Here is a 24,801-nt window from a genome sequence, read left to right on the forward strand (position 1 = left end):
TTCTTTAAAATTGCTGACCGATAATGAAGTGCGTTTGCCATCCGCTTTTTTCTGCATCACCCGGAATAGGATCGAAACCATGACCGAAATCTATACCCAGTAAACCGAAGGCTGGCATAAATATACGCACGCCTACACCTGCCGACCTTTGAAGGTTAAATGGGTTATAATCCCTAAAATTATCATAAGAAGCACCACCCTCTAAAAAGGTTAAGGCAAAAATTTTGGCCGAGGCTTCCAAAGTTATTGGATAGCGCAATTCCAGTGAGAATTTATTATAAATGGTACCACCATCCCTACTTGAAAGCGATTGGTTTGGGTAACCACGCAAGGCAATAACCTGCCTGCCGTCCAACGCAAAGTTGCCTAAACCATCACCACCTAAAAAGAAACGTTCAAAAGGGATTTCTCCTCTAGCATTATTATAGGCGCCTAGAAAACCAAATTCAACAGTTGGTTTTAAAACCAAATTTTTGACAATCTCAGTATACCAGTCTCCTTTAAAATTGATTTTGTAGAACTCAAGCCATTTAAAACGTTCTTGGTCTATTTCAGATCTTCTTGTTGATGCCTCATTAAACTCTTTAGTTTCAGCAGGTGTAGGGTTTGAGTTCAGTCTGAAATTATCTATTATTTGTTGCTTGTCCTTACGTTCATTATTCAAGGCTTCATAATCCACGCCATCAAACAAAGAGTAAGGAATAGAAAGTTTGGCCGTAACGTTAAAATTAGATCCACCTGTTGGGAATATTGGATCAATTCTTGTGTTATTTCGGCTTAGCCCTATGGTATATGATAGGTTTCTAGAACTACCGTTACCAAACGTAAAAAGCCCAGTGTTGTAGTTGTTCAAATCATAAAGCTGGAAGCTTAAAGCCTGCGAAAGAGTGAAATAATCGTCAGGAACGGTTAAGCGTTTGGCTAGACCAAGAGTGATTCCAGTAATATTAAAACTTTGGTCGCGATCTGCGCCTCTGGTAACAGGGTCAAACAAAAACTGTTTGGTATGCGATATAGAGGTCGAAAACTGCACTGGACGTTTACCGCCTAACCATGGCTCAGAGAATGAAAAGCTATAGGTTTGGAAAAATCGGCTTGCTTGTAATCTCAAGGCCAATTTTTGACCATCGCCCATAGGAATGGGCTTGTATGCATCTTTTTTGAAAATATCCTTAATCGCAAAGTTGTTAAAGGATAGCCCAAGAGTACCAATGAAGCCACCGCCACCATAGCCACCTTGGAGTTCTATTTGACTGGATCCAGTTTCTTTTACAGTATATTCCACATCTACCGTACCTTCATTTGGATTAGGATTTTTGATATCCGGAGTAAGCTCCTGAGCATCAAAAAAGCCCAATTGCCCCAATTCACGAATGGTTCTCACTACATTGGACTTACTATACAATTGCCCGGGGCGGGTACGCATTTCCCGGTAAATCACATGGTCATTAGTCTTATCGTTTCCAGAAACGGTAACATTATCAAAATAGGCAGGTTTACCTTCGGAAATACGAATTTCCATATCGATAACATTATTTTCGGCACTAACTTCCACAGGGTTTATGGTTGAGAACAAATAGCCATGATTTTGATACAAGTTGGTAATATCATCAGCATCCGGTTTGGAATTATCGGCAATACGTTCCTGCAACAATACGCCATTGTAGGTGTCTCCTTCTTTGATGCGCAGATAACGATTTAATTGTCGGTCCGTATAAACCGTATTTCCTATAAAATCAATTTTTCCAAACTTATACAAAGTGCCTTCTTCCAATTTCAAATGGATAGAAATGGTCCTGTCGCTATTCACACTGATGCTATCTGAAATAATTCGCGCATCCCGATACCCGTTTTCAGCGTATTTATCAATTAAAGCAGATAAATCTGCCTGATAGGCTGAATCAATAAATTTTGAACGCTTATAAACACGAAGCCGATTAATCTTCTTGGTACTTTTCATGGCCTTGCGCAGGTGTTTTTCCTTCAGCGCCGAACGGCCATCAAAGACAATATCCTTGATTTTTACCTTTTGGCCCTTATCCACAGCTACAACCATATTCACTCTGGCCTTGTCCAACGAATCTTTAACCTCAATGGTATTGATATTCACCTTGGCGTTATAAAATCCTTGCTTCCTGTATTTTTTAATTAAAAAGTTCTTTGTAGTGGTGATAAGGTTTTCCGTAACTTTCGTGCCTTTTTTCAACTTGTTGTCGTTGATTATACCTTCCTTTTTTCCCTTTTTAACCCCGGTTATTTTTATCTCATTCAATTGTGGCAAATCTGAAAGCTGAATCTCTAAAAAGACATTATTGCCTTCAATATTTTTTATGAAGATTTCAATATCGCTGAAGAGTTTGGAATTCCACAATTTTTTGATGGCATTGGCCACATCTTCGCCCGGAATCATGATTTCCTTGCCTTTTCTTAGGCCAGAATAGGCCACAATGGTCTGTTCGTTAAAACTGGTATTTCCGGACACCGAAACACCGGCCAAATTATATTTCTTGCTATTTTCGTATTGAATATTCTGCCCATGAAGCGCGAAGCTAAGTGCTATAAGTACTAACGCTATACAATGTTTGAGGTAAGTTTTCAATAAGAAGGTATTAGCTAAGTTGCTCACTTGTTTTCCCAAATCGTCGTTCTCTTTTTTGATATTCTATAATCGCTTCATACAAATGTTGCTTGGTAAAATCTGGCCAAAGTACGCTTGTAAAGTACAACTCAGCGTAGGCTATTTGCCAAAGCAAAAAATTACTAATACGTTGTTCGCCACTGGTCCTGATAAGCAAATCCACGTCTGGCAAATTTTGCGTGTAAAGATGCTTATTAATAATCGATTCATCAATAGCATCGGGCGAAATTATATTATTTTTAACGTTATTGCTAATTTCTTTAACGGCGTTTAACAGTTCCTCCCGTGAACCGTAGCTCAGTGCCAAGGTCAGCGTCATGCGACTATTATCTTTGGTGCGCTCCATCACTTCTGAAAGTTCTTTGTTCACTTTTTCGGGGAGCGAATTGAGGTTGCCGATTGCAGACAACTTGATATCGTTGTCCTGAAGGGTTTTAATTTCCCTTTTTAACGATGAAATCAACAGCTTCATCAAGGTTTTTACCTCTAGTTTTGGACGATTCCAGTTTTCAGTGGAAAAGGCATATAGCGTTAGGTTCGATACGCCCAGTTCGGCGCAGGCCTCCACAGTTCTACGTACCGCTTTGGTGCCATTTTCGTGACCAAAAGCACGTACCATACCCTTTTGCTTTGCCCAACGTCCATTGCCGTCCATGATGATGGCGATGTGCCGGGGTAAAGCATTAAGCAGTATGTTGTCCTTTAAATCCATTATTCTACACAGTAGCAGGGATTTTCCCCAAATGTATACGTTAGCGTAATGCCCGAAAACATGTACCAATCGTTATTGTTGATGTTGCCAATACTGAACTGCGCCCTTCTAAATTCCCCATCGGGAACACTTCCGTCAATTTCATCAGTAAAGGTATACCTCGCACCAACTTCCAAACCTAAAATAAAATTCTCGATAAAACGCATTTTAAAACCTAAAACCATGGGGATGCCGTAAGCCCAACTCTCACTGTTTTCGGAGGTCAACACTCCAGCATTGTAGTAGTTGTTATCATGTTTCGCAATGCTAATTCCGGTGTACAAATATGGTGTAGCCACAGGTCGTCCCTCATGAAGGTTAAAGTCCATAAAGGTAAACTCCATACCCGCCGAAACTTCCATAACACTGGTATTAAAGCTCAGGCCTCGCTGTTGTCGTCTTGGGTCGTCAGATTCCGCGTCAATACCTTCCAGTTCACTGAAAATCAGCGACACACGATACGAATGTCGTTTACTTCTGTTCCATTTATAAATACCACCAATGGCAAATTGATTTGGGGAAATATAATCCGTGGCACCAACATCGCCAATAAAGTTGCTCCCGCCCAAAAAAACACCGATTTCGTTGATTTGAGAGAAACTTAATTGCATGGTTAAGATGCTTATTATGAATAGGGTTACGTAGCGCATAGCCTTTTAAAGTTTGCAAATATAATAAATAAGATGAGCCTATTACAATTTGAGGGAAATTGTATGAAGCTAAAACAGAAATAATGCGGAATTATTGTTTAGTTACGCTTGTCTTCACCCCAAAGCATTTTCTTCCTTAGGGTCTTTAAAAAGCTTTCATCCAGTAGGTCGATCATCTTAATTTTAAAATCTGCTTTTTTAATGGTGATCAGCGTATCGTTGTCCAGCGTAGCAATTCTAGAATCCAAAGACACCAAATGTTGTTCCTCCCTACCGTTGACGCGAAGCTGTATTTCAGTAGAATCTGGAATAATCAATGGGCGAGCACTTAAGTTATGGGGTGCAATAGGGGTTAGCACAAAACTATTGGTGCTAGGGGTAATTACCGGGCCACCACAACTTAGGGAGTATCCCGTAGAGCCTGTTGGTGTTGAAATAATTAAACCATCGCTCCAATAAGAGGTTAGAAATTCGCCATCCAAAAAAGTTTCTACCGTAATCATGGAGGTGGTGTTTTTACGGCTTACCGCTATTTCATTTAAAGCAAAATTTAGCGGGAATATTTCATCGGTTTTGGGAGAGGTTTCAATGGAAAGCATACTGCGCTCGGAAACTTTGTACCTACCCTTGATGATGTTTTCCATCGCCTTTTCAATATCTTCCACCTGAATGGTAGCCAAAAACCCTAAGCGACCGGTGTTGATGCCAACAATTGGGATATCTAAATTGGTTACAAAGGTAATGGCTCTTAAAATGGTGCCGTCGCCACCGATACTCACCAGCAAATCAAAAGACTCGTCCAGTTTTTCGAAGGTTTCAAAAGTGTCGTAAAAAGATTTTTTATGCGAAGAGGATTTTATCAATTCCGAAAAGTCGGATTCAATAAATACTTCGGCATCTTTTTTTACCAAATATATCAGCAGCGTATCTAAGGATGTCAATGTAAACTTGTTGCTAAAACGTCCAAAAACGGCAATTTTCATGTACAAATGTTTAAATATTCAAATATTTATTGAGGTAGTCCGACCGCTCTTTTAAACTTTGGGTAAAATTATCTTCTTTATGGACAGTGGCAATATTGTAGCTGTAGCGCCTAAAGCTTTGAATAATGTCGTTCAATCCTGTGCTACCAATTTTTAAGGTAACTTGCACCACATCGTTTTTAATTTTTGAAATAAATGCCCCAAGCAATTTGCCCCCATTAGATTCTACAATTTGACTGATTTCGCTAAAAGAATAATCATTGATGCCCTTTTCAACTACCAAAACACCACCGCTTTCAAAGAAAAAGGGCGATTCATTAAAAAGGCCGATGACGTCATTCAATTCGTAGTAACCTATATAAACGTTTTCCTCGTTTAAAATGGGCATTATGTTGGTGGAATTCTGTGCAAAAGCCTCCAAAACATCCAGCCAAATCGTAGTGTCCCGAACATAAAAATCTTCAATGGCATAAAGGTAGTCTTTCGCCAATTTGTTGCTTTCAAAACAATGCACGTCGGTTTCAAAAAACGTTCCTATAAAAACACCGTTGTCGTCCATTATGGGCAAATGCGTGTAGGTCAATTGATTGAATACCTCCTGCAATTCACTTATTTTACTGCTACTTGGTAGGGGTTTGATGTCATTGATGACCAATTCCGAAAGTTTCATTGCTAGCGACTTCATACTGCAAATTAATCAAAAAAATGCTACTTAAGCCTGTTCTAGTTTGTATTTTTGTGCGGTAAAAATGAATTGATGACCAAGCTAAGCGTTAATATCAACAAGATTGCTACCTTAAGGAATTCCCGAGGGGGTGATGTGCCCAATGTGGTAGAATTTGCCAAGGACGTGCAACGTTTTGGTGCCGAGGGGGTTACTGTTCATCCAAGGCCGGACGAACGCCATATCCGCTATCAGGATGCACGGGATTTAAAGCCGGAGGTGTACACCGAGTTTAATATTGAAGGCAATCCGATTCCTTCTTTTATGGACTTAGTTTTAGAGGTAAAACCTACGCAGGTCACTTTAGTGCCCGATGCTGAGGATGCTATTACGAGCAACGCAGGTTGGGACACGATTAAACATAAGGATTTTTTGGTGGACGTGATTTCGGAATTTCGGAATAACGGGATTCGTACTTCCATTTTTGTAGATCCGGTTTTAAAACAAATTGAAGGGGCCAAGGAAACGGGTACAGATAGAATTGAATTGTACACTGAAAGTTTTGCACATCAATATGGATTGGGTAATAAAGATGGCGTAAAACCATATACGGAAAGCGCCGTTTTGGCCAATGAATTGGGTTTGGGTATTAATGCAGGGCATGATTTGTCTTTGGATAATATTGAGTTTTTTAAACAAAATATTCCAAATTTATTGGAAGTATCTATTGGACATGCCTTGGTGGCTGAAAGTTTGTATTTAGGTGTGGAAAATGTGATACAGATGTATTTGAGGAAGTTAAAATAGTAGGCAGTTGGCAGTGGCAGTATACAGTATGTCAATTTGTGAAAATTAGTGTAATACGTGTCTTTAAAGAAAAATAAATTAGTGAATTAGTGGCAGAAAAGCAGATTTTACATTCAAACATTTTAGGCGAGGGAAAACCAATGGTCATTTTGCACGGCTTCTTGGGTATGAGCGACAATTGGAAAACCCATGGCAAAAATTTTGCCGAATTGGGTTACGAAGTACATCTAGTGGACCAGCGCAATCATGGGCATAGTTTCCATGATGACGCATTTAGTTATGAGGTATTGGCGGAGGATTTAAAACACTATTGTGATGCCAAAAATTTGAAGGATATCATCCTTTTAGGGCACTCCATGGGAGGAAAAACGGCAATGTTGTTTGCAAGCCAGTATCCCGAAATGATTGATAAATTATTGGTGGCCGATATTTCGCCACGCTTTTATCCCGTGCATCATCAAGATATTTTAAATGGCTTGAGTGCTTTGGATTTTGATATCGTAAAAAGTAGAGGAGAAGCAGATAAGGTTTTGAGTACATATGTGTCAGATCCCGGAACACGCATGTTTTTGCTTAAAAATTTATACTGGGTAGAAAAAGGACAGTTGGGTTTGCGCATCAATTTGGAAGTTTTGCGCGAGGAAGTCAGCGAAGTTGGCGAACCCTTGCCCAGCTATGCCAGATTTGAGGGCGAAGCCTTATTTTTACGTGGGGACCGCTCCGAATATATTGGTGCTGAGGATGAGCGCATCATCAAAAACCATTTTTCTAAAGCTGACATTGTAAACATCCCTAATGCAGGTCATTGGTTGCACGCCGAAAACCCCAAAGCCTTTTTTGAGGCGGTGGTCGCATTCTTGAATTAAAAAAAACATAAATTCATTTATTATGAAACTCATTCTAAAACTTTTGCTTAACGCCGTGGCCGTATTCATTTTGGCCCATTTTTTATCTGGGGTAAATGTTGATGGATACGTTGGTGCGCTTATTGTTGCCGTTGTTATTTCAATTTTAAATCTTTTGGTAAAACCCATTTTGGTGATTTTTACCCTTCCGGCAACAATTCTTACTTTCGGCCTCTTTTTGTTGGTCATCAACGCTGTTATCATTCTTTTGGCAGACGAATTGATCTCGGGATTTTCAGTTAAAAACTTCTGGTGGGCCATCCTTTTCAGTATTCTGTTGTCCATCCTTCAGTCCATATTGCATTCGCTTTTAAAAGAAGATAAAAAGTAGCTCAAATTCAAGAGATTAAAAACTTTGCAGGGATGTAAAAATATACTAATTTTGCATCCCAATTTTGATTAGAGGATTTTAGGCTGAAATGCCTATTTATTAAATGCCTGATTAGGCGCATATCAATAGTATGAATATTACAAGAGAAAATTTAGATGCATTAAATGCGGTAGTAAAAGTAGATATCGCGAAGGAAGACTACAGTGATAAGGTTGAGAAAATCCTATCCGATTATCGCAAAACGGCCAATATTCCGGGGTTCAGAAAAGGACACGTACCAATGGGAATGGTAAAGAAGCAGTACGGAAAGGCCGTATTGGTAGATGAGGTAAACAAGTTGCTTCAGGATGCATTGAATAAATATTTAACGGAGGAAAAGTTGGACGTTTTAGGACAGCCGTTACCAAAACAACAGGACGATATTGATTGGGATGGTGACGCTTTTTCTTTTGAATTTGAATTAGGGCTTGCGCCAGAATTTGATGTTGACCTAAAAAGCAAAAAAGCGATTGCCTACTATAATATTGTGGCGGATGACAAGATGATTGACGAGCAGGTTGAGCGTATCCAAAAGCAATATGGAAAATTGGTGTCTCAGGATACGGTTGCAAAAGCCAGTGAAATTACCGGAACATACACTAATGAAGCCGAGGAAATTGACAATAAAGTGACTTTGACTTTGGATAAATTCAAAGGAAAATCTACTGAAAAACAATTTATTGGTGCAAAAGTGGGTGACGTAATTACCCTAAACACAAAAGGGTTGTATGAGGACGATCATGAGTTGATGCATGCTTTAAAGGTAGATCACGATAGGGCACATGGTTTGGATATCGAAGTGCAATTCACCATTAATGAAATCAACACCCGCGAATTGGCAGATTTGGACCAAGAATTGTTTGATAAATTGTTCGGGCCTAAGGTGGTGACTTCGGTAACAGAAATGAGAGCCAAAATTAAAGAAGATGCCGAAAAACAATTTAAACAGCAATCTGACCAGAAATTGTTAAACGACGTTACCGAGTATTTGGTGGACAATACGAAATTTGACTTGCCGGCTGAGTTTTTAACCAAATGGATGCAAGCTTCTGGTGAAACCGAATTGGATGAGGCTCAGGCAAAAGAAGAATATGAAAAGTCTGAAAAAAGCCTAAGGTATCAGTTGATTGAAGGTAAATTAATTCAAGAGAATGATATCCAAGTCACAATAGAAGACATCAAAGGGCATGCTAAGGAAATGATAAAAGCACAGATGGCGCAATTCGGTCAGTTAGACCCTTCGGATGAAGAATTGGAAGGTATTGCCGCTAGAGTTCTTGGAAACCAGGAAGAAGCGCGTCGTATTTCGGAGCAACTGATCAGCCAAAAACTGATTGCACTTTACAAGGAAAAGGCCAACTTAAAGACCAAGGAATTGAGTTACGAAAAGTTTGTTAAAGAAGTTTACGGCGATAAATAATAAAATATATATTCATTATATTTATGCGCTTGAACCATTGACGTTCAAGCGCATTTTTTTTATTGAATCATTTCATTTATAAATTTTAAAGGAAAAAGACATTTCATATATGGATTACGCAAAAGAATTTGAAAAATTCGCCATAAAGGACCAAGGCATCAGCAGTACATATTATAACAAGATCATTAGTAGCATGTATCCCGTGGGCTTAACACCGAACATTATCGAGGAACGCCAAATGAATATTGCGATTTTCGATGTGTTTTCTCGTTTGATGATGGATCGGATTATCTTTTTGGGTACCGGTATCAATGATCAAGTGGCTAATATTATTCAGGCCCAGTTACTGTTTTTGGAAAGTACCGATGCTTCAAAGGATATTCAAATTTACATCAACTCCCCGGGCGGTAGCGTTTATGCCGGTTTGGGCATTTATGACACCATGCAGTTTATTAAACCCGATGTGGCTACGATTTGTACTGGTATGGCCGCTTCAATGGGCGCCGTATTACTTTGCGCTGGTGAAAAAGGAAAACGTAGTGGACTAACCCACTCGAGGGTGATGATCCATCAACCAATGGGAGGTGCACAAGGTCAGGCCAGCGATATCGAAATTACAGCCAAAGAAATCTTGACCTTGAAAGAGGAATTATACCGTATCATTAGTAAGCATTCGGGTCAGGATTACGACAAAGTTTATGAAGATAGTGATAGGGATTATTGGATGAAAGCTGATAAGGCCAAGGAATATGGCATGATCGACGAGATTTTGTCAAGATAGTTAAATATTTTTTGTAATTTTATCAGTTCCAAATGAAGCACTAAGAAATAATTTGCTTCCCTGAAAACCCAATGATTAATGGCAAAAGAAGAATTAGAATGCTCGTTTTGCGGTAGAAAAAAGCCTGAAACAAATCTCTTAATAGCCGGCCTAGACGCCCACATTTGTGATAGATGTATAGAGCAGGCACACGGGATTGTTTTAGAAGAATCTAAACAAAACGACAATAATGATCTTTCCGCAGAGTTAAAACTTAGAAAGCCTCAACAGATCAAGGCCTTTTTGGATGAGTATATCATCGGTCAGGAAATGACCAAAAAGGTGATGGCTGTTGCTGTCTACAATCACTACAAGCGTTTGTTGCAAGCGCCTTCAAATGATGATATTGAAATTCAAAAGAGTAATATTATCATGGTGGGGCAAACGGGTACAGGTAAAACCTTAATGGCAAAAACAGTTGCCCGAATGCTTAATGTGCCTTTGGCCATAGTGGATGCTACAGTTCTGACTGAGGCAGGTTATGTTGGTGAGGATGTAGAGAGTATCTTAACACGTTTACTTCAAGCTGCCGACTACAATTTGGAGAAAGCCGAAAAAGGTATCGTCTTTATTGATGAAATAGATAAGATTGCCAGAAAAAGTGACAACCCTTCTATAACGCGTGATGTCTCAGGCGAAGGGGTGCAACAAGCTTTATTAAAACTTTTGGAGGGAACCGTTGTAAACGTACCGCCAAAAGGAGGTAGAAAACACCCAGACCAAAAATTCATTGAAGTAAATACCGAAAACATTCTGTTTATTGCAGGAGGTGCTTTTGATGGCATTGAACGTGTAATCACAAAACGTTTGAATATGAAAGCGGTGGGTTATGCGGCTTCCATGTCTGATGAGGTGATAGATCAGGACAATCTGTTGCAATATATTATTCCGAAGGATTTAAAGGATTTTGGGTTAATTCCTGAAATTATTGGTCGATTACCAGTGCTTACCTATATGGATCCGCTTGACGCTAAGACGTTGAGGGCGATTTTGACAGAGCCTAAAAATGCCATTATCAAGCAGTATAAAAAGCTGTTTGCCATGGACGATATCGATTTTAGTATTACGGATGGAGCTTTAGGTTTTATTGTAGACAAAGCTATAGAGTATAAATTAGGGGCCAGAGGTTTGCGCTCGCTTTGCGAAGAAATTTTGACCGATGCGATGTTTGAATTGCCAAGTAGCAACGACAAGAAATTAAATGTTACCAAGGCTTACGCGGAGGACAAATTGACCAAAACAACACTGAAGAAACTAAAAGCGGTTTCTTAGTAGAAGACATAAATTAAAAAGAAAGCATTCTGATTTTCAGGATGCTTTTTTATTTTTGACCAGATTTTAATTGAAAGAGAGATGTGCAAGTTTTTTAGACGATGGTTTAAGTTGAAAAAGATTTCACATAATGAAGACCCTATGAAGAAATTTTTAATAGTTGGTTTGGGCAATATTGGCGAAAAATACCAAGAAACGCGTCATAATATTGGTTTTAAAGTTTTGGACCATTTTGCCTCTAAGGAAGATGTCTCTTTTGAAACCCAAAAATTGGGGGATGTTGCTATTTATAAATTAAAGGGGAGGACTTTCATTTTTCTAAAACCAAGTACCTTTATGAACCTTAGTGGAAAGGCTGTACAGTATTGGCTCACTAAAGAAAAAGTGCCATTAGAAAACCTTTTGGTCGTAACAGATGATTTGAATCTCCCTTTTGGTAGCATTCGCTTAAAAACTAAAGGCAGTGATGGCGGGCATAACGGCCTAAAGGATATTCAGGATAAATTAAATACAACCAAATATAACCGGTTCAGATTTGGAATTAGCGATGCCTTTTCCAAAGGTAGGCAAGTGGATTATGTCTTGGGAGAATGGACGGAGGACGAGTATTCTAAACTTCCGGAGCGTCTCGATAAATCATTAGAATTGATTAAATCCTTTGTCCTTTCAGGGGTAAATAATACGATGAATACCTTTAATGGGAAATAGTGAGGTCTACTCGATAGCAATTTTTCGGCTGGATGTCCTCTGGCCGTCACTTACTTTCAAAATATAAAGCCCAGATTGCACTTTGCCTAAATCTATAGTTTGTTCAAATTTGCTGGTACTTTTGAAAGTATTGGCATAAATACTTCTGCCTTTCAAATCATAAACCGCAATATTGACAGTGTTACTTTCGGTAATAGTTTCTAATTGTACGTTGAATTTGCCTTCTGATGGATTGGGGAATACTTCTAGTCCAGTAAGTCCATTAAAGTCATCATTGCCTAGTACTACAGTTGTAATACAGAATTCTACGTACCAATCATTCAAGGTGCCCGTATCTCCAGCAAAACCATCACTAACGGAAATTTGCCAATTACCTTGACTATCAAGGCCATCAAAAATGCTTAAAGAATTTGCAGGAATATATGTGCCATTGGTCGGAGAAGCACATGCTACTGCCGACCCCTCATTATCAAAAATGATATCAAAATCTTGATAGCCAGGACTATTAAAACAGTTTTCATTCCATATTACGGAGGAGGTGCTACCATTTGGGTGTTCTAAGGTGACGATTAAATCACTGATATAGGTATGTGTGACATCAACATTTGTTTTGATACTGCTTATTGTTCCGCTGTCCGGAACATTAATAATATTTGTAACAGAATTGCCGTCGGTGATGGGTAAATTCAAATTGGAACTTGAAGCATATTGTTGGTTACATGTGGTTGTAACGATATATCCAATAGCAAAATCCTCAGTATTCACGGCGTAATAAATATTGCCGACAGGTTCAATCATAATCCTACAGAAAGGTGCCGCAATATTGGGGACGGTTATAGTTTCGGAACCATCATTTGGGGTGCTCGAAGCTAATACAGTACTAAAAGTTTCGCCACCATCAGTTGATAATAGTATATTAACGTTAGACGTGTTAATGCCATTTGCATCCGTTCCGGCCACGTCCCAAGTAATGGTTTCGGAAGTGTTTTGGGTCCATTGGATACCATTAGTATTTTGAGATGTAACTACAAAAGGCCCAACAGGGTTAGGGACTGTACCATCAACAACCTGTATTTGCATTCTGTCATAGCTTGATTGTCCTACTGTCGTACTCGCCGGATTTCTATCCCTTACGGTTAATGCCCAATTTAGTGTTCTATCCACTGTGGCTACGGTTTCCCAATCACTTCCCAACCCTGGATTCGTTTGTGTAATATTGCCTTCCAGTACACTGCTTAACCTTGGGATATACCTGTCGGGCGAGGTAGACGGAGGTAATGACCGATTCATGGAACTGCTGGTCAATGTTGGCCCAAAGTTTTGGTAGTCCGTTTTACCACTATCGGTTTGTTCCCAACAATAGGTCAGAACGTCGCCAGAATCCGAATCTGTGGCACTTCCTTTAAGCACATATGGCGTTCCGGCTGGAATTACATAATTGCTCCCTGCATTAGCGCTTGGAGGATTATTGGTTAATGCCGAGGTGGTTTGACAGCTTTTAGAGGTTAAATTATCTAAAATCTGTTTAATGCTATGGTAATGGAAATAAGGGTCACTATCAGAAGCCACATCGTCAGGTCCAGTAATACCAGCATAAGCCATTAAGGTAGAACCACTTCCTGGTTCTGAGTTTACATTAGTGCCAGACTCGGTATCAAAGGCCCAAGTATGGTTTGCCCCCATTTGGTGACCTATTTCGTGGATAACATAATTTAAGTCAAACGTGTCTCCTTCTGGGACACCATTTGGAGGTGAGGTATAAGCACTTCCTTTGTTTAAGTCCATATCGTCCGAGGTGTTGTCATCCCTGCACACACAGCGAATACAGCCTGCACTCCCACCACCGCCATCATCACCAAACAAATGCCCGATATCATAGGCCGCATTACCAATGGTTGATGATAAGGTATTCTGTAATTGCAAACTCCACCCATCGAGGTTGTTGGAATTGTTTTCATCCGTACCAACGCTAGGGTTCGAATACGGGTCCGTCGCACTGTTGGTATAAATTAATTGTGTGGCATTTACCAATTCAAAAGTAACGGCCATGTCTGCTTCAAAAATTTCATTAACCCTTGTAAGGGTGGCATTAATACCTGCTAAAGCACCTCCAACTGTCCCGCCGTGGTAAGCTGTGTATTCCCCAGTAGTTGAAATAGCTATCCTAAAGGTCTGAAGAGTTTGGTCATTGGCACCACCTTCATCTATTTTTGCGCCACCCGATTTTGAAGCTTTTGTTTTTAATGTTTCTATGGTGTTACATTTGAACCCAGCAAGCTCACCTTTTTTATCGCCTTTTTGGTATACTAGATATTGCTCAGAACCTCTTTCCAAAGGCTGCATAAAAACCATGGGTTTATCTGCATACGAAATCATGGTTTGAATACCGTTAGGCGAAACACTCATGCGCAAACGTACTCCAGAGCCATCAATAGCGTAGCCCACATAAGATTTGATATCTGGGAATTGGACTGCTAATTCTGGTGAAAAAACAGACCTTTCCTCAATTTCAAAAGCATGTATTTCGCCATTTTCAGTTGGAATACTGATTGTTGCCGTTCCGTTTTTATTGGTGCTGGCCGACGCTAAGTTTTGTAAGAATTCCGTTTGATTTAAACTAAAATAATCCACTTCAGCAGATTCCAAATTTAGTTTTGAGAGTGCCTGATTATTCTGAATGCTTTTTACTTTGGTCCAAGGAGATTGCTGTCCATAAACAGAAAAGACGAGCAAAAACATTGCAGTTGAAAAAACATAATGTAGATTTGTTTTCGTAACCATTTTGGGGCTTTTTTATTAACAAATCTAGTTTTTTTTGCTGAATTGAGCAATTGACAGAATTTCATGGGCAAAGTTGTAAAGGTAGAAACCTATAGATCCGAAGAACCAACTATTGTGACAATTGGCACTTTTGACGGCGTGCATATAGGCCATCAAAAAATAGTAAGACGGTTGATTATGGATGGGGAGAAAGAAGGCTTAAAATCTGTCATTCTCACCTTTTTTCCCCATCCGAGAATGGTGCTGCAGAAAGATTCCGGGATTAAATTGATTAACACGATTGACGAGCGAAGCAAGATTCTTAAAGATCTGGGGTTGAATTATTTGTTGATTAAAAAATTCACAAAGGAATTCTCAAGATTAAGTGCCGAGGAGTTCGTTCAACAAGTGCTGGTGGATAAATTAAATGCTAAAAAAGTCATTATCGGTTACGACCACCGCTTTGGAAGAAATAGAAATGCCGACATTGAGGATTTGAAAAAATATGGTGAGATGTTCGGTTTTGAAGTGGAGGAAATTTCGGCACAGGATATCAATGACGTTGCAGTAAGTTCAACAAAAATTAGAAGGGCCCTTTTGGAAGGCGATTTAAGAAAGGCCAATAAATACCTGGGCTACGCGTTCATGTTGACCGGCACTATAATTAAAGGAAGGGGTATCGGTAAAACTTTGGATTTTCCAACTGCAAACCTACGTATTACCGAAGATTATAAGTTGATTCCAAAACATGGGTCTTATGTTGTGAAATCAGAAATTGATGGTATAACAGTTTATGGCATGATGAATATCGGCATGAATCCTACGGTTAATGGAGAAAAGGAATCCGTCGAAATTCATTTTTTCGACTTTGATGCTTCTATTTATGGGAGAGAGCTTCAAATAGATCTACTCGAACGCATTCGTGATGAGCAAAAATTTGATTCCATTGAGGTTTTAAAGGAGCAACTTCAAAAGGATAGGGCATTTTCCCTACAATATATAGCCAAATACCATGCTGAATAATTGGCTGTTTAAATATATTGACAATTCCCAGCTTGTTATTTTTAGAATATTTTTTGGCCTTTTGTGTTTCTTGGAATCCATTGGGGCCATTGCCACAGGCTGGGTAACCCGTGTGTTGGTAGAGCCAAAATTCACCTTTACCTTTATTGGTTTTGAATGGCTAAATATATTTCAAGGGCCAAGCATGTATGCCTACTATGCCTTCATGGGGCTTTTTGGAATATGCATCATGTTGGGCTACAAATATAAGTGGAGTATGTTTGGCTTCGCAGTGTTATGGGCAGGGTGCTATTTGATGCAAAAGTCGTCTTACAACAATCACTACTATTTGTTGATGCTAGTCAGTGCTATCATGGTATTTTTACCTGCTAATCACGATATTTCCATTGATGCAAAACAGAACCCGAAACTGAAAACCAATGCCATGCCCCAATGGTGCCGATGGGTGTTTATTTTGCAATTATTCATCGTGTACACTTATGCTTCGGTAGCCAAGTTTTACCCAGATTGGTTGGATACTTCGTTTATCGAGCTTTTAATGAAAGGTAAAGCGCATTACTATTTAATTGGAGATATTTTGCAACAAAAATGGGTGCATTATGTGCTGACCTATGGCGGGATTCTATTTGATGGCTTAATTGTACCGTTGTTACTCTTTAAGCCTACAAGGAATTGGGCTTTCATCATTTCTATAGGATTTCATCTATTCAATTCTATTGTGTTCCAAATAGGGATTTTTCCATATTTGGCTTTGGCGTTTTATTTGTTCTTTTTTGAACCAAAAACCGTTCGCAACATTTTCCTTAAAAGGAGGCCTTTTTATGAAGCTAGTGAAATTAAATTTCCCAAATTTCGGGATGCTTACGTTGTATTGTTTTCAATATATTTTGTGATTCAAATTGCATTGCCGTTGCGACACCATTTTTTTCAGGATGACGTGCTTTGGACCGAAGAGGGGCATCGCTTATCGTGGCGGATGATGTTAAGGGCAAAAAGAGGCTCAACGATTTATACCGTGGTGGACAAGGATTCAAAGGAAAGAATCATTATCAATCAGAATGATTATTTGACCAAAAAGCAGCAACGAAGCGCGGGCACAAAACCCGACGTCATTTGGCAATTTGCCCAATATTTAAGAGCCGATTTCAAAAGTAAAGGACAAGATATTGCAGTGTACGTTAAAAGTAGGGTAAGCATTAATGGGAAACCCTTTCAGGATTTTATTGATTCTGAAGTCGATATTGCAAATATCCCTTGGGAACCATTAAAGCACAGCGATTGGATTTTGCCTTCAAAAAAAGAATAAATTGAAAAGAACTCCCCGACACTTTAAGTCGGGGTTTCCGTTGAAATTGTCATTCCCGTGAAAACGGGAATCTAAATAAATGAATTTCGGTTTTCAGGAAAAAGACTTACAAAAAATTAACAAAGTAATCGGGTGCCTTTAATTTGATAATTGTAGTTACAAGAAATTCTTTGTTTCCTGTCGTAATTCCTTAAATTTGTCGCTTAAATTTTAAACCATGCTACAAGTCCCATTTATTAGAGAGCACAAAACAGAAGTCATTGAACGCCTAGCAAAAAGGAACATCGATGCTGAAAAAATGATTGAGGAAGTGATTGCTTTGGATGAAAAACGACGAAGCACGCAGTCCGAATTGGATAATACTTTGGCCGAATCCAACTCGATTTCAAAAGAAATTGGAGGATTGTTCAAATCGGGAAAAGTGGAGGAGGCGAATGCTCTAAAGGCAAAAACCGGAACGTTGAAAGAAGCTTCAAAAACGCTCGCGGAAACGTTGAATACCACGGCGAATGATTTAAAAGAATTACTATATCAAATTCCAAATGTACCTCATGCTTCAGTACCCCAAGGAAATTCTGAGGACGATAACGAAGAAGTATTTAAAGAGGGTGAAATTCCTGAGTTACATGGCAACGCGTTGCCACACTGGGAATTGGCTAAAAAGTACGACATCATCGATTTCGAACTGGGGAATAAGGTTACGGGTGCGGGATTTCCAGTTTACAAAGGAAAAGGAGCCAAACTACAACGTGCCCTGATTACTTATTTTTTGGATAAAAATACGGAGGCCGGTTATACCGAATATCAGTTGCCACTTTTGGTAAATGAGGATTCGGGTATTGGAACAGGCCAATTGCCAGATAAAGAGGGACAGATGTATCATGTTACTGAGGATAATCTGTATTTGATTCCTACTGCCGAAGTACCTGGGACCAATATTTTTAGGGATGTGGTATTAAACGAAAGCGATTTGCCTATTGGCATTACGGGCTATACCCCATGTTTCCGTCGTGAAGCTGGGAGTTACGGTGCGCATGTTAGGGGCCTCAACCGGTTGCACCAGTTTGATAAGGTGGAAATTATCAGAGTGGAGCACCCATCTAAATCTTATGATGCTTTGGACGGTATGGTAAATCACGTTAAAGACATTTTAAAAGAACTCAAATTGCCCTACAGGATTTTGCGACTTTGTGGTGGCGATACTTCTTTTGCTTCCGCATTGACCTATGATTTTGAAGTATATTCAACGGCTCAAGAACGGTGGCTGGAAATCTCTTCGGTTTCCAACTTTGAAACCTTTCAGGCCAATCGACTAAAACTTCGATTTAAAAACAACGAAGGAAAAAATGAACTGGCCCATACACTAAATGGTTCGTCTTTGGCGTTACCAAGAGTGCTGGCTGGAATTTTAGAAAATTACCAGACAGAAGAGGGTATTGTGATTCCGGAGGTGTTGCGTTCTTATACGGGTTTTGATATTATAAAGTAAGTAAAAACCTTCTAAAAACCAATACGCAATCGATGAAACGCATATTTTCAATGCTGTTTAACGATTATTGTCGAAATTTCTTTGTGTTTTCTTGGTTATTTAGGACTTTTATGCTAACCAAAATGATTAACCTACTTAACCATGAAAAACGTAAAGCGCATCATCCTGCTTATCACACTTCTTTTTTTGGCTAGTAAAGTTTTATTCTCAGATTTCACTTTGGAAAAATCTGAAAATGAAGCTGTAGCAGTTGTGAAAAAATAACCCTTTTTACATACTGATAAAAGCTGTCCCCAATCGAGTGTTGCTGTTATTTTTTATAACAGTGGTTTAGTTAATAGAACTATTATTTTGGTTGGTTATGCCCGAATGTTATGTTCGGGCATTTTTGGTTGTGTTTCTAATATTGGAATAAAAGTTTCCGATTCTTTTAGCAATGATGTATAAGGTTGTAACATGGATATAAAGTTGTCATCGATATTTTTTGGATTAATGCTTTAGTATAATGCATTCTGCTAAGAAGTAATAGTTTATTGTGATGGGTCATTAACCTTAAAACATTCTGTTACGGTTTTTCCGCAGCACGAATTTTGATTTTTCGATAAATCGTGAAAAATTTACCTAAAATAGCTTGTACTCTCTTTTTTTTTTTTTTTTGATTTGTGACGTTCAAAGTATAAAACTAGATTTAGTCTATGTCGGTTGAAGTATTTTGAACGTAAGTTGCAACAAGATCAGCGCTGATTATTTTTCGCATTGCGGGATTTGTTTAAGTTTTAGACCGCTTAAACAGCATGAGATAGACTACAAAAATAGACTGAATAATCATTTTGTCGAACAAGTCAGTTTTAATTTTTAAAAACTGATTTTAAATTTATTCTAATGCAAAAATTAAATGTTTTAATATTTTTTATTTCAATGCTCTTTGTTTCTTGTTCTAATAATGACCAAAATGATTTGGTCGATTCTGAGCAAGAATATATTGAAACCACAAATTTGATGGATTTTATCGAAAAGTCTAATCCAAAATCAACTGCTAAAGGAAGTGCAGGTTGGCCTTATACGGGATGTAAAGAATTTACGATAAAGGTAGGTTCGGATGCAATTGGAGGTACAGTTGAAACAAAGGTTAATCACTGTTGCAATAAAGGGGTATGTGCTGCCGCCCCAATTTGGAACCTTATAATTGGAATTTTTGGAGGAAACCAAACGTTTTTCTCTGACCCTACTTTAAAGCCAGTAGACGTTGTAGAATCGTCCCTAATACCAATTGGAGATTATGATGTAAAGGTAAAAGAAACGTCATATTCTTTAAATGAAGATGGAGAAATAATAGATTTGTTATATGTTGGGCATAAAGTAAGATAAGACTACACGAATAGTGTTAGGCTAAATATAATGCCATTTTATTACTTTATTTATATCGTTAATTTGTTGTTTTATGATAGATAACCTGGGATTGAAAACAAAGAGAATTTTGTCTTTTGGTGTTGATATTTCAATATTGAACACTTTTGTGGATTTTTTGATAACAAATTATATATTGCATGAATGGTCTTATGACTTTTATGTTCTTGGACAAGAGTTCACGGTTAACTTAAGCTATAGTTGGGTAATTTGCCTATTATACTTTTTTGCTTTTGATATTTTTAACAGTGGATGTACCGTTGGCAAAATGCTTTTTAATTTAAACTTGGTTAGTCCAAGATCTAAACCGAAACAATCAATTTTATTGTTGCGTACATTGGTGAAATCCGTGTGTATTCTTTTAATGCCTTTATTTGCGATTTTATATTTAGCTTTTGATAAAATCTTTTACGATGAATGGTTCAAGATATATATTGTAGAAAGTGGTAAGAGAGATGTGCCGTTACAATCTTAAAGTAGTTTAAAAATGGATTGGAGCCTGTTGTATTTCAAATGCAACAGGCTTTAATTTTATATAAGGAATGAATAGAAAAAGAAATAAATTTTTAGTTGTTTCTTGTAGTCTATTTGAGATTATTATATTTACCATTATGAGATGGATTGTTGTCATGTTTTTATTTTTCTCGGCAATGGTATTTTCGCAAAGCGAAATCCTTGCCAAGGAGTATTACAAAAGTGGAGATTTTGAAAAGGCACTTTACGAGTACAAGAAACTGTACGCCAAATCGCCTTCAAACATCAACCATATCAAGCGGATTATAGACACACAGCAACAGTTGGAGCTCTATGACGAAGCGGAAGCCTTCATTATTAAGATATTGGGAAGGACCAAATACCCCGCATTTTATGTCACCTTGGGGCATAATTATCAGTTGAAAGGGGATGCCGAAAAGGCCAACGAAAATTACAACACAGCAATTAATAGCTTGATGGTCAACCCTAACAATGCCTTTTCAGTAGCCCGAAGTTTTCAGGAACACGCCCTGTTGGACCAAGCGGCCACCACTTACGAAAAGGCCATGGAATTAAAACCAAAATTGAATTTTAAACTTCAGTTGGCACAGATTTATGGTGAACAAGGGCATATTGAAAAGATGTTCCTAAACTACATTGGTTTTGCGGAAAAAAATCCTATTTCATTATCCAATATCAAAAGGGCCATTAATGATTTTATCAGTGAAGACGGTTCCACTGAAAACAATATCATACTCAGAAAACTTCTGATAAAAAAAATCCAGCAGGATCCGAATGTTCTTTGGAACGAAATGCTCAGTTGGCTGTTTGTGCAACAAAAGGACTTCAGCAAAGCGTTTGCACAGGAAAAGGCGATTTTTGCTAGGCAACCCGAAAGCCTCTTCAGAATTATTGAACTAGGTCAAATTGCAGTAAACGAAAACCGATATGAGGACGCAAAATCTATTTTCACTTTTGTTGTTGAGAAGGCTCAGGATATTGATACGATTTTGATGGCCTATAACGATTTGTTGCAAATTGAAGCGGAACAAGGTGATGCAACAAATTTTGAAGCACTTCAAACTAAATACATAGAACTTTTTGACACCTACGGAACCTTTGCCCAAACCTTGGAATTACAAATTGCCTATGCCCATTTTTTGGCGTTTTATATGAATAAAACGGAAGAGGCTACTGCCTTTTTAGAGGAAACCTTAAAATTGCCCCTAACCGTGCAACAGAAAGCGCAAGTGAAGTTGGAACTTGGGGATATTTTGGTAGTGCAGGAGGAATTTAACAAGGCGCTTATCTATTTCACCCAAATACAGCGCAACCTTAAAAACAGTACGATTTCCCAGCAAGCGCGCTTTAAAGTGGCTAAAACCAGTTATTATAAAGGCGATTTTAAATGGGCGGAATCACAGCTCAAAATTTTGAAGTCGTCAACATCTCAATTGATTGCCAATGATGCCTTGGATTTAAAACTCCTGATTTCGGATAATAAATATGAAGATTCCTTACAAACTGCTCTAAAACTTTACGCAAAAGCCGATTTGTTGGCCTTTCAAAATAGAAATGACGAAGCCATCACTCTTTTGGACAAGGTTTTGGACGAACATAAAACCGAACCGATTATTCCACAGGCACTGTACAAGCAAGCCGAACTTTTTGAAAAGAAAAAGCAATTTGAAAGGGCAGAAGCCAATTATCAATACATCATTGAAAATTATCGGGATGGGATTTTAGTGGACAACGCCATTTACAGTTTGGCAGAACTGTATATGAATCATCTAAATCAACCTGAAAAGGCCAAAAACCTTTACAAGGATATTGTGTTCAACCACGAGGATAGCATCTATTTTGTGGATGCACGGAAAAAATTCCGAAGATTAAGAGGTGATGCTATTAATTGATAGTTTGAATAACAATCTTTATGAAATCGTGGGTTTCCTCGCGGCGTTCTTGACAACCGCCGCTTTTCTACCTCAAGTCTATAAAACTTGGAAAACCAAAGACGTATCTAGTTTGTCCTTGCCCATGTTGCTCATATTCCTTGTAGGCATAATTTTATGGCTCATTTATGGTATTTTTCTAAACAGTCCCTCCATGGTTTTTGCCAATGCCGTCACTGTAATTTCGGCTACTTTACTGATTTATTTCAAAATCCGATATTCGAAAAAATAGCATGCATTTATTCCAGATTTTTCAAATTGAAAACCCTTCAATCAAAACCCTATTAAACCGATGTGAATTAGGTAATTATTAATAAATTGTTAAATTTGATATTGAAAATTTACAAAAATCATTGATTTTCAGAAAATTTTCAAATTTTTGAACTAATATTGCACTCTCTTTTAAGAGATTTTTTAAAGTTTAGTATCAACATTAAATATCACAGACTATGAAAATTGGTGTTCCTATTGAAATTAAAAACAATGAAAACCGGGTGGGTATGACGCCTTCAGGGGTTTTCGAATTGACTAAAAGAAACCATGCCGTTTATGTTCAAAAAAACGCGGGATTCAACAGTGGTTTTCTGGATGAAGATTATCAAAACGCTGGGGCCATTATTTTGGATACCATCGAAGAGATTTACGATGTAGCCGAAATGATTGTAAAAGTGAAGGAACCCATTGAGCAGGAATATAGTTTGATTAAGGAAGACCAAGTGGTGTTTACCTATTTTCATTTTGCATCGAGCGAAGTATTGACAAAGGCGATGATCGATAGCAAGGCGGTTTGCATTGCCTACGAAACGGTGGAGGATGCCGATGGCTCATTGCCATTATTGATTCCAATGTCTGAAGTGGCAGGGCGCATGTCCATCCAACAGGGCGCAAAATATTTGGAAAAACCCATCCAAGGACGTGGTATTTTATTGGGAGGCATTCCTGGTGTGCCACCGGCAAAAGTATTGATTTTAGGTGCTGGAGTGGTTGGTGTTCAGGCGGCAAGAATGGCTGCTGGGTTGGGGGCCAATGTTTTTATTTTAGACATCAATATGAAGGCATTGCGACGCGTGAGTGAAACCATGCCGAATAACGTAATCAGTGAGTTTTCTAGCGAATATAATATCCGAAAACATATCAAGGACTCAGATTTGATTATTGGTGGGGTACTGATAAAAGGGGCAAAAGCACCGAAGCTCATCACAAAGGATATGCTAAAAGATATGCGCCACGGTACCGTTATGGTGGATGTTGCCGTGGACCAAGGCGGTTGTTTTGAAACTACCAGGCCCACTACTCATCAAGATCCGACTTATATTATTGACGAAGTGGTGCACTACAGTGTGGCAAATATGCCGGGTGCTGTACCTTACACTTCCACAATGGGCTTAACCAACGTCACTCTGCCGTACGTCATAAAATTGGCAAACGAAGGCTGGAAAAAAGCCTGCGATACTTCGCCATCATTGGCAAAGGGACTCAATATTGTTAACGGAAAAATTGTATATAAAGAAATTGCCGAAGCATTTGATTTGGAGTTTGAAACAGCTTAAATCATTTTATCTGACAAAATTTCATGGATTAAAATTGGTGCAATTATTGCTATCTTTATGAAGTGATTTGAATACAAATTAAAAATTGAAATTATGTTTGGATATTATATATTAATTGGAGCTATTGCTCTAGTAAGTTGGTTGGTTAGCAATACTTTAAAACGAAAGTTTGACAAGTATTCAAAAGTGCAACTTCGCAATGGTATGAGTGGCGCCGAAGTGGCCCAAAAAATGTTGGCCGACCACGGTATTTATGATGTTGAGGTGATTTCCACTGCAGGTCGATTAACCGACCATTATAATCCCAAGGACAAAACTGTAAATTTAAGTGAAGCAGTTTACAATCAAAGAAACGCTGCTTCGGCGGCTGTTGCCGCTCACGAAGTGGGGCATGCTGTGCAACACGCGCAGGCCTATAGTTGGTTGCAAATGCGATCCACTTTAGTGCCAGTTGTAAGCGTAAGTTCTGGGATGTCTCAATGGTTAATTATTGGAGGTCTTGTTTTAGGCGGTGCCGCTGGGGTGGGCCTTGGTTGGTGGGTAGCCGCATTGGGTGTAGCAATGATGGGGTTTGCAACGCTGTTTAGCTTTATTACGTTACCGGTGGAATACGACGCCAGTAACAGGGCATTGGCTTGGTTAAAAAATAAAAATATCGTCACGCCTGAAGAATATGTAGGTTCCGAAGATGCCTTAAAATGGGCTGCAAGAACGTATTTGGTGGCGGCCATTGGTGCTTTGGCCAACCTTTTATATTGGGCCTTGCAGGTTTTTGGAGGTCGCGATTAACCATAAAAACATAAAACTTAAAAGCTCTGAAATTCTTCAGGGCTTTTTTTTGTTTCTTTACAT

General features: G+C 38.7%; 23 protein-coding genes. 17 read left to right on the forward strand and 6 right to left on the reverse strand.

The window, feature by feature from the left end:
• Positions 1–4: 4 nt before the first annotated feature.
• The 5 genes from bamA to H7U19_RS00830 all read right to left on the reverse strand — a co-directional run bounded on the left by bamA (position 5) and on the right by H7U19_RS00830 (position 5,692).
• Positions 5–2,599, reverse strand: a complete 2,595-nt coding sequence (gene bamA / locus H7U19_RS00810; RefSeq protein WP_246454568.1) for an outer membrane protein assembly factor BamA — start codon at positions 2,597–2,599, stop codon at positions 5–7.
• Between the two features lie 10 nt (positions 2,600–2,609).
• Positions 2,610–3,350 carry an undecaprenyl pyrophosphate synthase gene (gene uppS, locus H7U19_RS00815; RefSeq protein WP_186557940.1) on the reverse strand — a complete coding sequence of 247 codons (741 nt, stop codon included), beginning with the start codon at positions 3,348–3,350 and terminating at the stop codon, positions 2,610–2,612.
• Entirely contained in the window at positions 3,350–4,039 is a 690-nt protein-coding gene (gene porG, locus H7U19_RS00820; RefSeq protein ID WP_186557941.1) for a type IX secretion system protein PorG, read from the reverse strand. Before porG ends, uppS begins: the two co-directional genes overlap by 1 nt.
• Before the next feature lie 98 nt (positions 4,040–4,137).
• Positions 4,138–5,022, reverse strand: a complete 885-nt coding sequence (locus tag H7U19_RS00825) for an NAD kinase (protein WP_186557942.1) — start codon at positions 5,020–5,022, stop codon at positions 4,138–4,140.
• A gap of 10 nt (positions 5,023–5,032) precedes the next feature.
• The gene (locus H7U19_RS00830) at positions 5,033–5,692 is read right to left on the reverse strand and encodes a CBS domain-containing protein (RefSeq protein ID WP_186559819.1); all 660 of its coding nucleotides are present in this window, start codon (positions 5,690–5,692) and stop codon (positions 5,033–5,035) included.
• Positions 5,693–5,779: 87 nt separating this feature from the next.
• Between H7U19_RS00830 and H7U19_RS00835 the strand changes: the two genes are divergently transcribed.
• From H7U19_RS00835 to pth, 7 genes are all read left to right on the forward strand, one after another.
• On the forward strand, positions 5,780–6,493 hold the full coding sequence (locus H7U19_RS00835) for a pyridoxine 5'-phosphate synthase (RefSeq protein ID WP_186557943.1): 714 nt from the start codon (positions 5,780–5,782) through the stop codon (positions 6,491–6,493).
• Positions 6,494–6,633: 140 nt separating this feature from the next.
• On the forward strand, positions 6,634–7,359 hold the full coding sequence (locus tag H7U19_RS00840) for an alpha/beta fold hydrolase (protein WP_186559821.1): 726 nt from the start codon (positions 6,634–6,636) through the stop codon (positions 7,357–7,359).
• A gap of 22 nt (positions 7,360–7,381) precedes the next feature.
• A complete protein-coding gene (locus H7U19_RS00845) occupies positions 7,382–7,729 on the forward strand; it encodes a phage holin family protein (RefSeq protein WP_186557944.1) in 348 nt (115 codons plus the stop codon).
• Positions 7,730–7,859: 130 nt separating this feature from the next.
• Positions 7,860–9,188 carry a trigger factor gene (tig, locus tag H7U19_RS00850; RefSeq protein ID WP_186557945.1) on the forward strand — a complete coding sequence of 443 codons (1,329 nt, stop codon included), beginning with the start codon at positions 7,860–7,862 and terminating at the stop codon, positions 9,186–9,188.
• A 109-nt stretch (positions 9,189–9,297) separates the two neighbouring features.
• Positions 9,298–9,969: an ATP-dependent Clp endopeptidase proteolytic subunit ClpP gene (gene clpP / locus H7U19_RS00855; protein WP_186557946.1), complete on the forward strand. Its 672-nt coding sequence runs from the start codon at positions 9,298–9,300 to the stop codon at positions 9,967–9,969.
• A 78-nt stretch (positions 9,970–10,047) separates the two neighbouring features.
• Entirely contained in the window at positions 10,048–11,280 is a 1,233-nt protein-coding gene (clpX, locus tag H7U19_RS00860) for an ATP-dependent Clp protease ATP-binding subunit ClpX (protein ID WP_186557947.1), read from the forward strand.
• 81 nt (positions 11,281–11,361) lie between these two features.
• On the forward strand, positions 11,362–11,988 hold the full coding sequence (gene pth, locus H7U19_RS00865; protein WP_186557948.1) for an aminoacyl-tRNA hydrolase: 627 nt from the start codon (positions 11,362–11,364) through the stop codon (positions 11,986–11,988).
• A 6-nt stretch (positions 11,989–11,994) separates the two neighbouring features.
• Here the strand turns inward: pth and H7U19_RS00870 are convergent, their stop codons facing one another.
• Positions 11,995–14,769 (reverse strand): zinc-dependent metalloprotease, encoded by a 2,775-nt coding sequence (locus H7U19_RS00870; RefSeq protein ID WP_186557949.1) that lies wholly within the window; start codon positions 14,767–14,769, stop codon positions 11,995–11,997.
• Positions 14,770–14,832: 63 nt separating this feature from the next.
• Between H7U19_RS00870 and H7U19_RS00875 the strand changes: the two genes are divergently transcribed.
• From H7U19_RS00875 to H7U19_RS00915, 10 genes are all read left to right on the forward strand, one after another.
• A complete protein-coding gene (locus H7U19_RS00875; protein WP_186557950.1) occupies positions 14,833–15,771 on the forward strand; it encodes a bifunctional riboflavin kinase/FAD synthetase in 939 nt (312 codons plus the stop codon).
• Positions 15,761–17,077 (forward strand): HTTM domain-containing protein, encoded by a 1,317-nt coding sequence (locus H7U19_RS00880; RefSeq protein ID WP_186557951.1) that lies wholly within the window; start codon positions 15,761–15,763, stop codon positions 17,075–17,077. Before H7U19_RS00875 ends, H7U19_RS00880 begins: the two co-directional genes overlap by 11 nt.
• 217 nt (positions 17,078–17,294) lie before the next feature.
• A complete protein-coding gene (gene serS / locus H7U19_RS00885; protein ID WP_186557952.1) occupies positions 17,295–18,566 on the forward strand; it encodes a serine--tRNA ligase in 1,272 nt (423 codons plus the stop codon).
• A 141-nt stretch (positions 18,567–18,707) separates the two neighbouring features.
• The gene (locus tag H7U19_RS16960) at positions 18,708–18,830 is read left to right on the forward strand and encodes a hypothetical protein (RefSeq protein ID WP_281386105.1); all 123 of its coding nucleotides are present in this window, start codon (positions 18,708–18,710) and stop codon (positions 18,828–18,830) included.
• Between the two features lie 618 nt (positions 18,831–19,448).
• On the forward strand, positions 19,449–19,934 hold the full coding sequence (locus tag H7U19_RS00890) for a hypothetical protein (protein WP_186557953.1): 486 nt from the start codon (positions 19,449–19,451) through the stop codon (positions 19,932–19,934).
• A gap of 73 nt (positions 19,935–20,007) precedes the next feature.
• On the forward strand, positions 20,008–20,448 hold the full coding sequence (locus H7U19_RS00895; protein ID WP_186557954.1) for an RDD family protein: 441 nt from the start codon (positions 20,008–20,010) through the stop codon (positions 20,446–20,448).
• A 136-nt stretch (positions 20,449–20,584) separates the two neighbouring features.
• Complete coding sequence (locus H7U19_RS00900; RefSeq protein WP_186557955.1) at positions 20,585–22,360, forward strand: tetratricopeptide repeat protein; 1,776 nt, start codon at positions 20,585–20,587, stop codon at positions 22,358–22,360.
• Positions 22,347–22,631: a SemiSWEET family sugar transporter gene (locus H7U19_RS00905; protein WP_186557956.1), complete on the forward strand. Its 285-nt coding sequence runs from the start codon at positions 22,347–22,349 to the stop codon at positions 22,629–22,631. The genes H7U19_RS00900 and H7U19_RS00905 overlap by 14 nt, the downstream gene beginning before the upstream one ends.
• Before the next feature lie 217 nt (positions 22,632–22,848).
• The gene (ald, locus tag H7U19_RS00910) at positions 22,849–23,949 is read left to right on the forward strand and encodes an alanine dehydrogenase (RefSeq protein ID WP_186557957.1); all 1,101 of its coding nucleotides are present in this window, start codon (positions 22,849–22,851) and stop codon (positions 23,947–23,949) included.
• A 93-nt stretch (positions 23,950–24,042) separates the two neighbouring features.
• A complete protein-coding gene (locus H7U19_RS00915; RefSeq protein ID WP_186557958.1) occupies positions 24,043–24,738 on the forward strand; it encodes a zinc metallopeptidase in 696 nt (231 codons plus the stop codon).
• The last annotated feature ends 63 nt before the right edge of the window (positions 24,739–24,801 follow it).

Origin of the sequence: Hyunsoonleella aquatilis, assembly GCF_014270105.1 — a bacterium.
GTDB classification, from domain to species: Bacteria; Bacteroidota; Bacteroidia; order Flavobacteriales; family Flavobacteriaceae; genus Jejuia; species Jejuia aquatilis.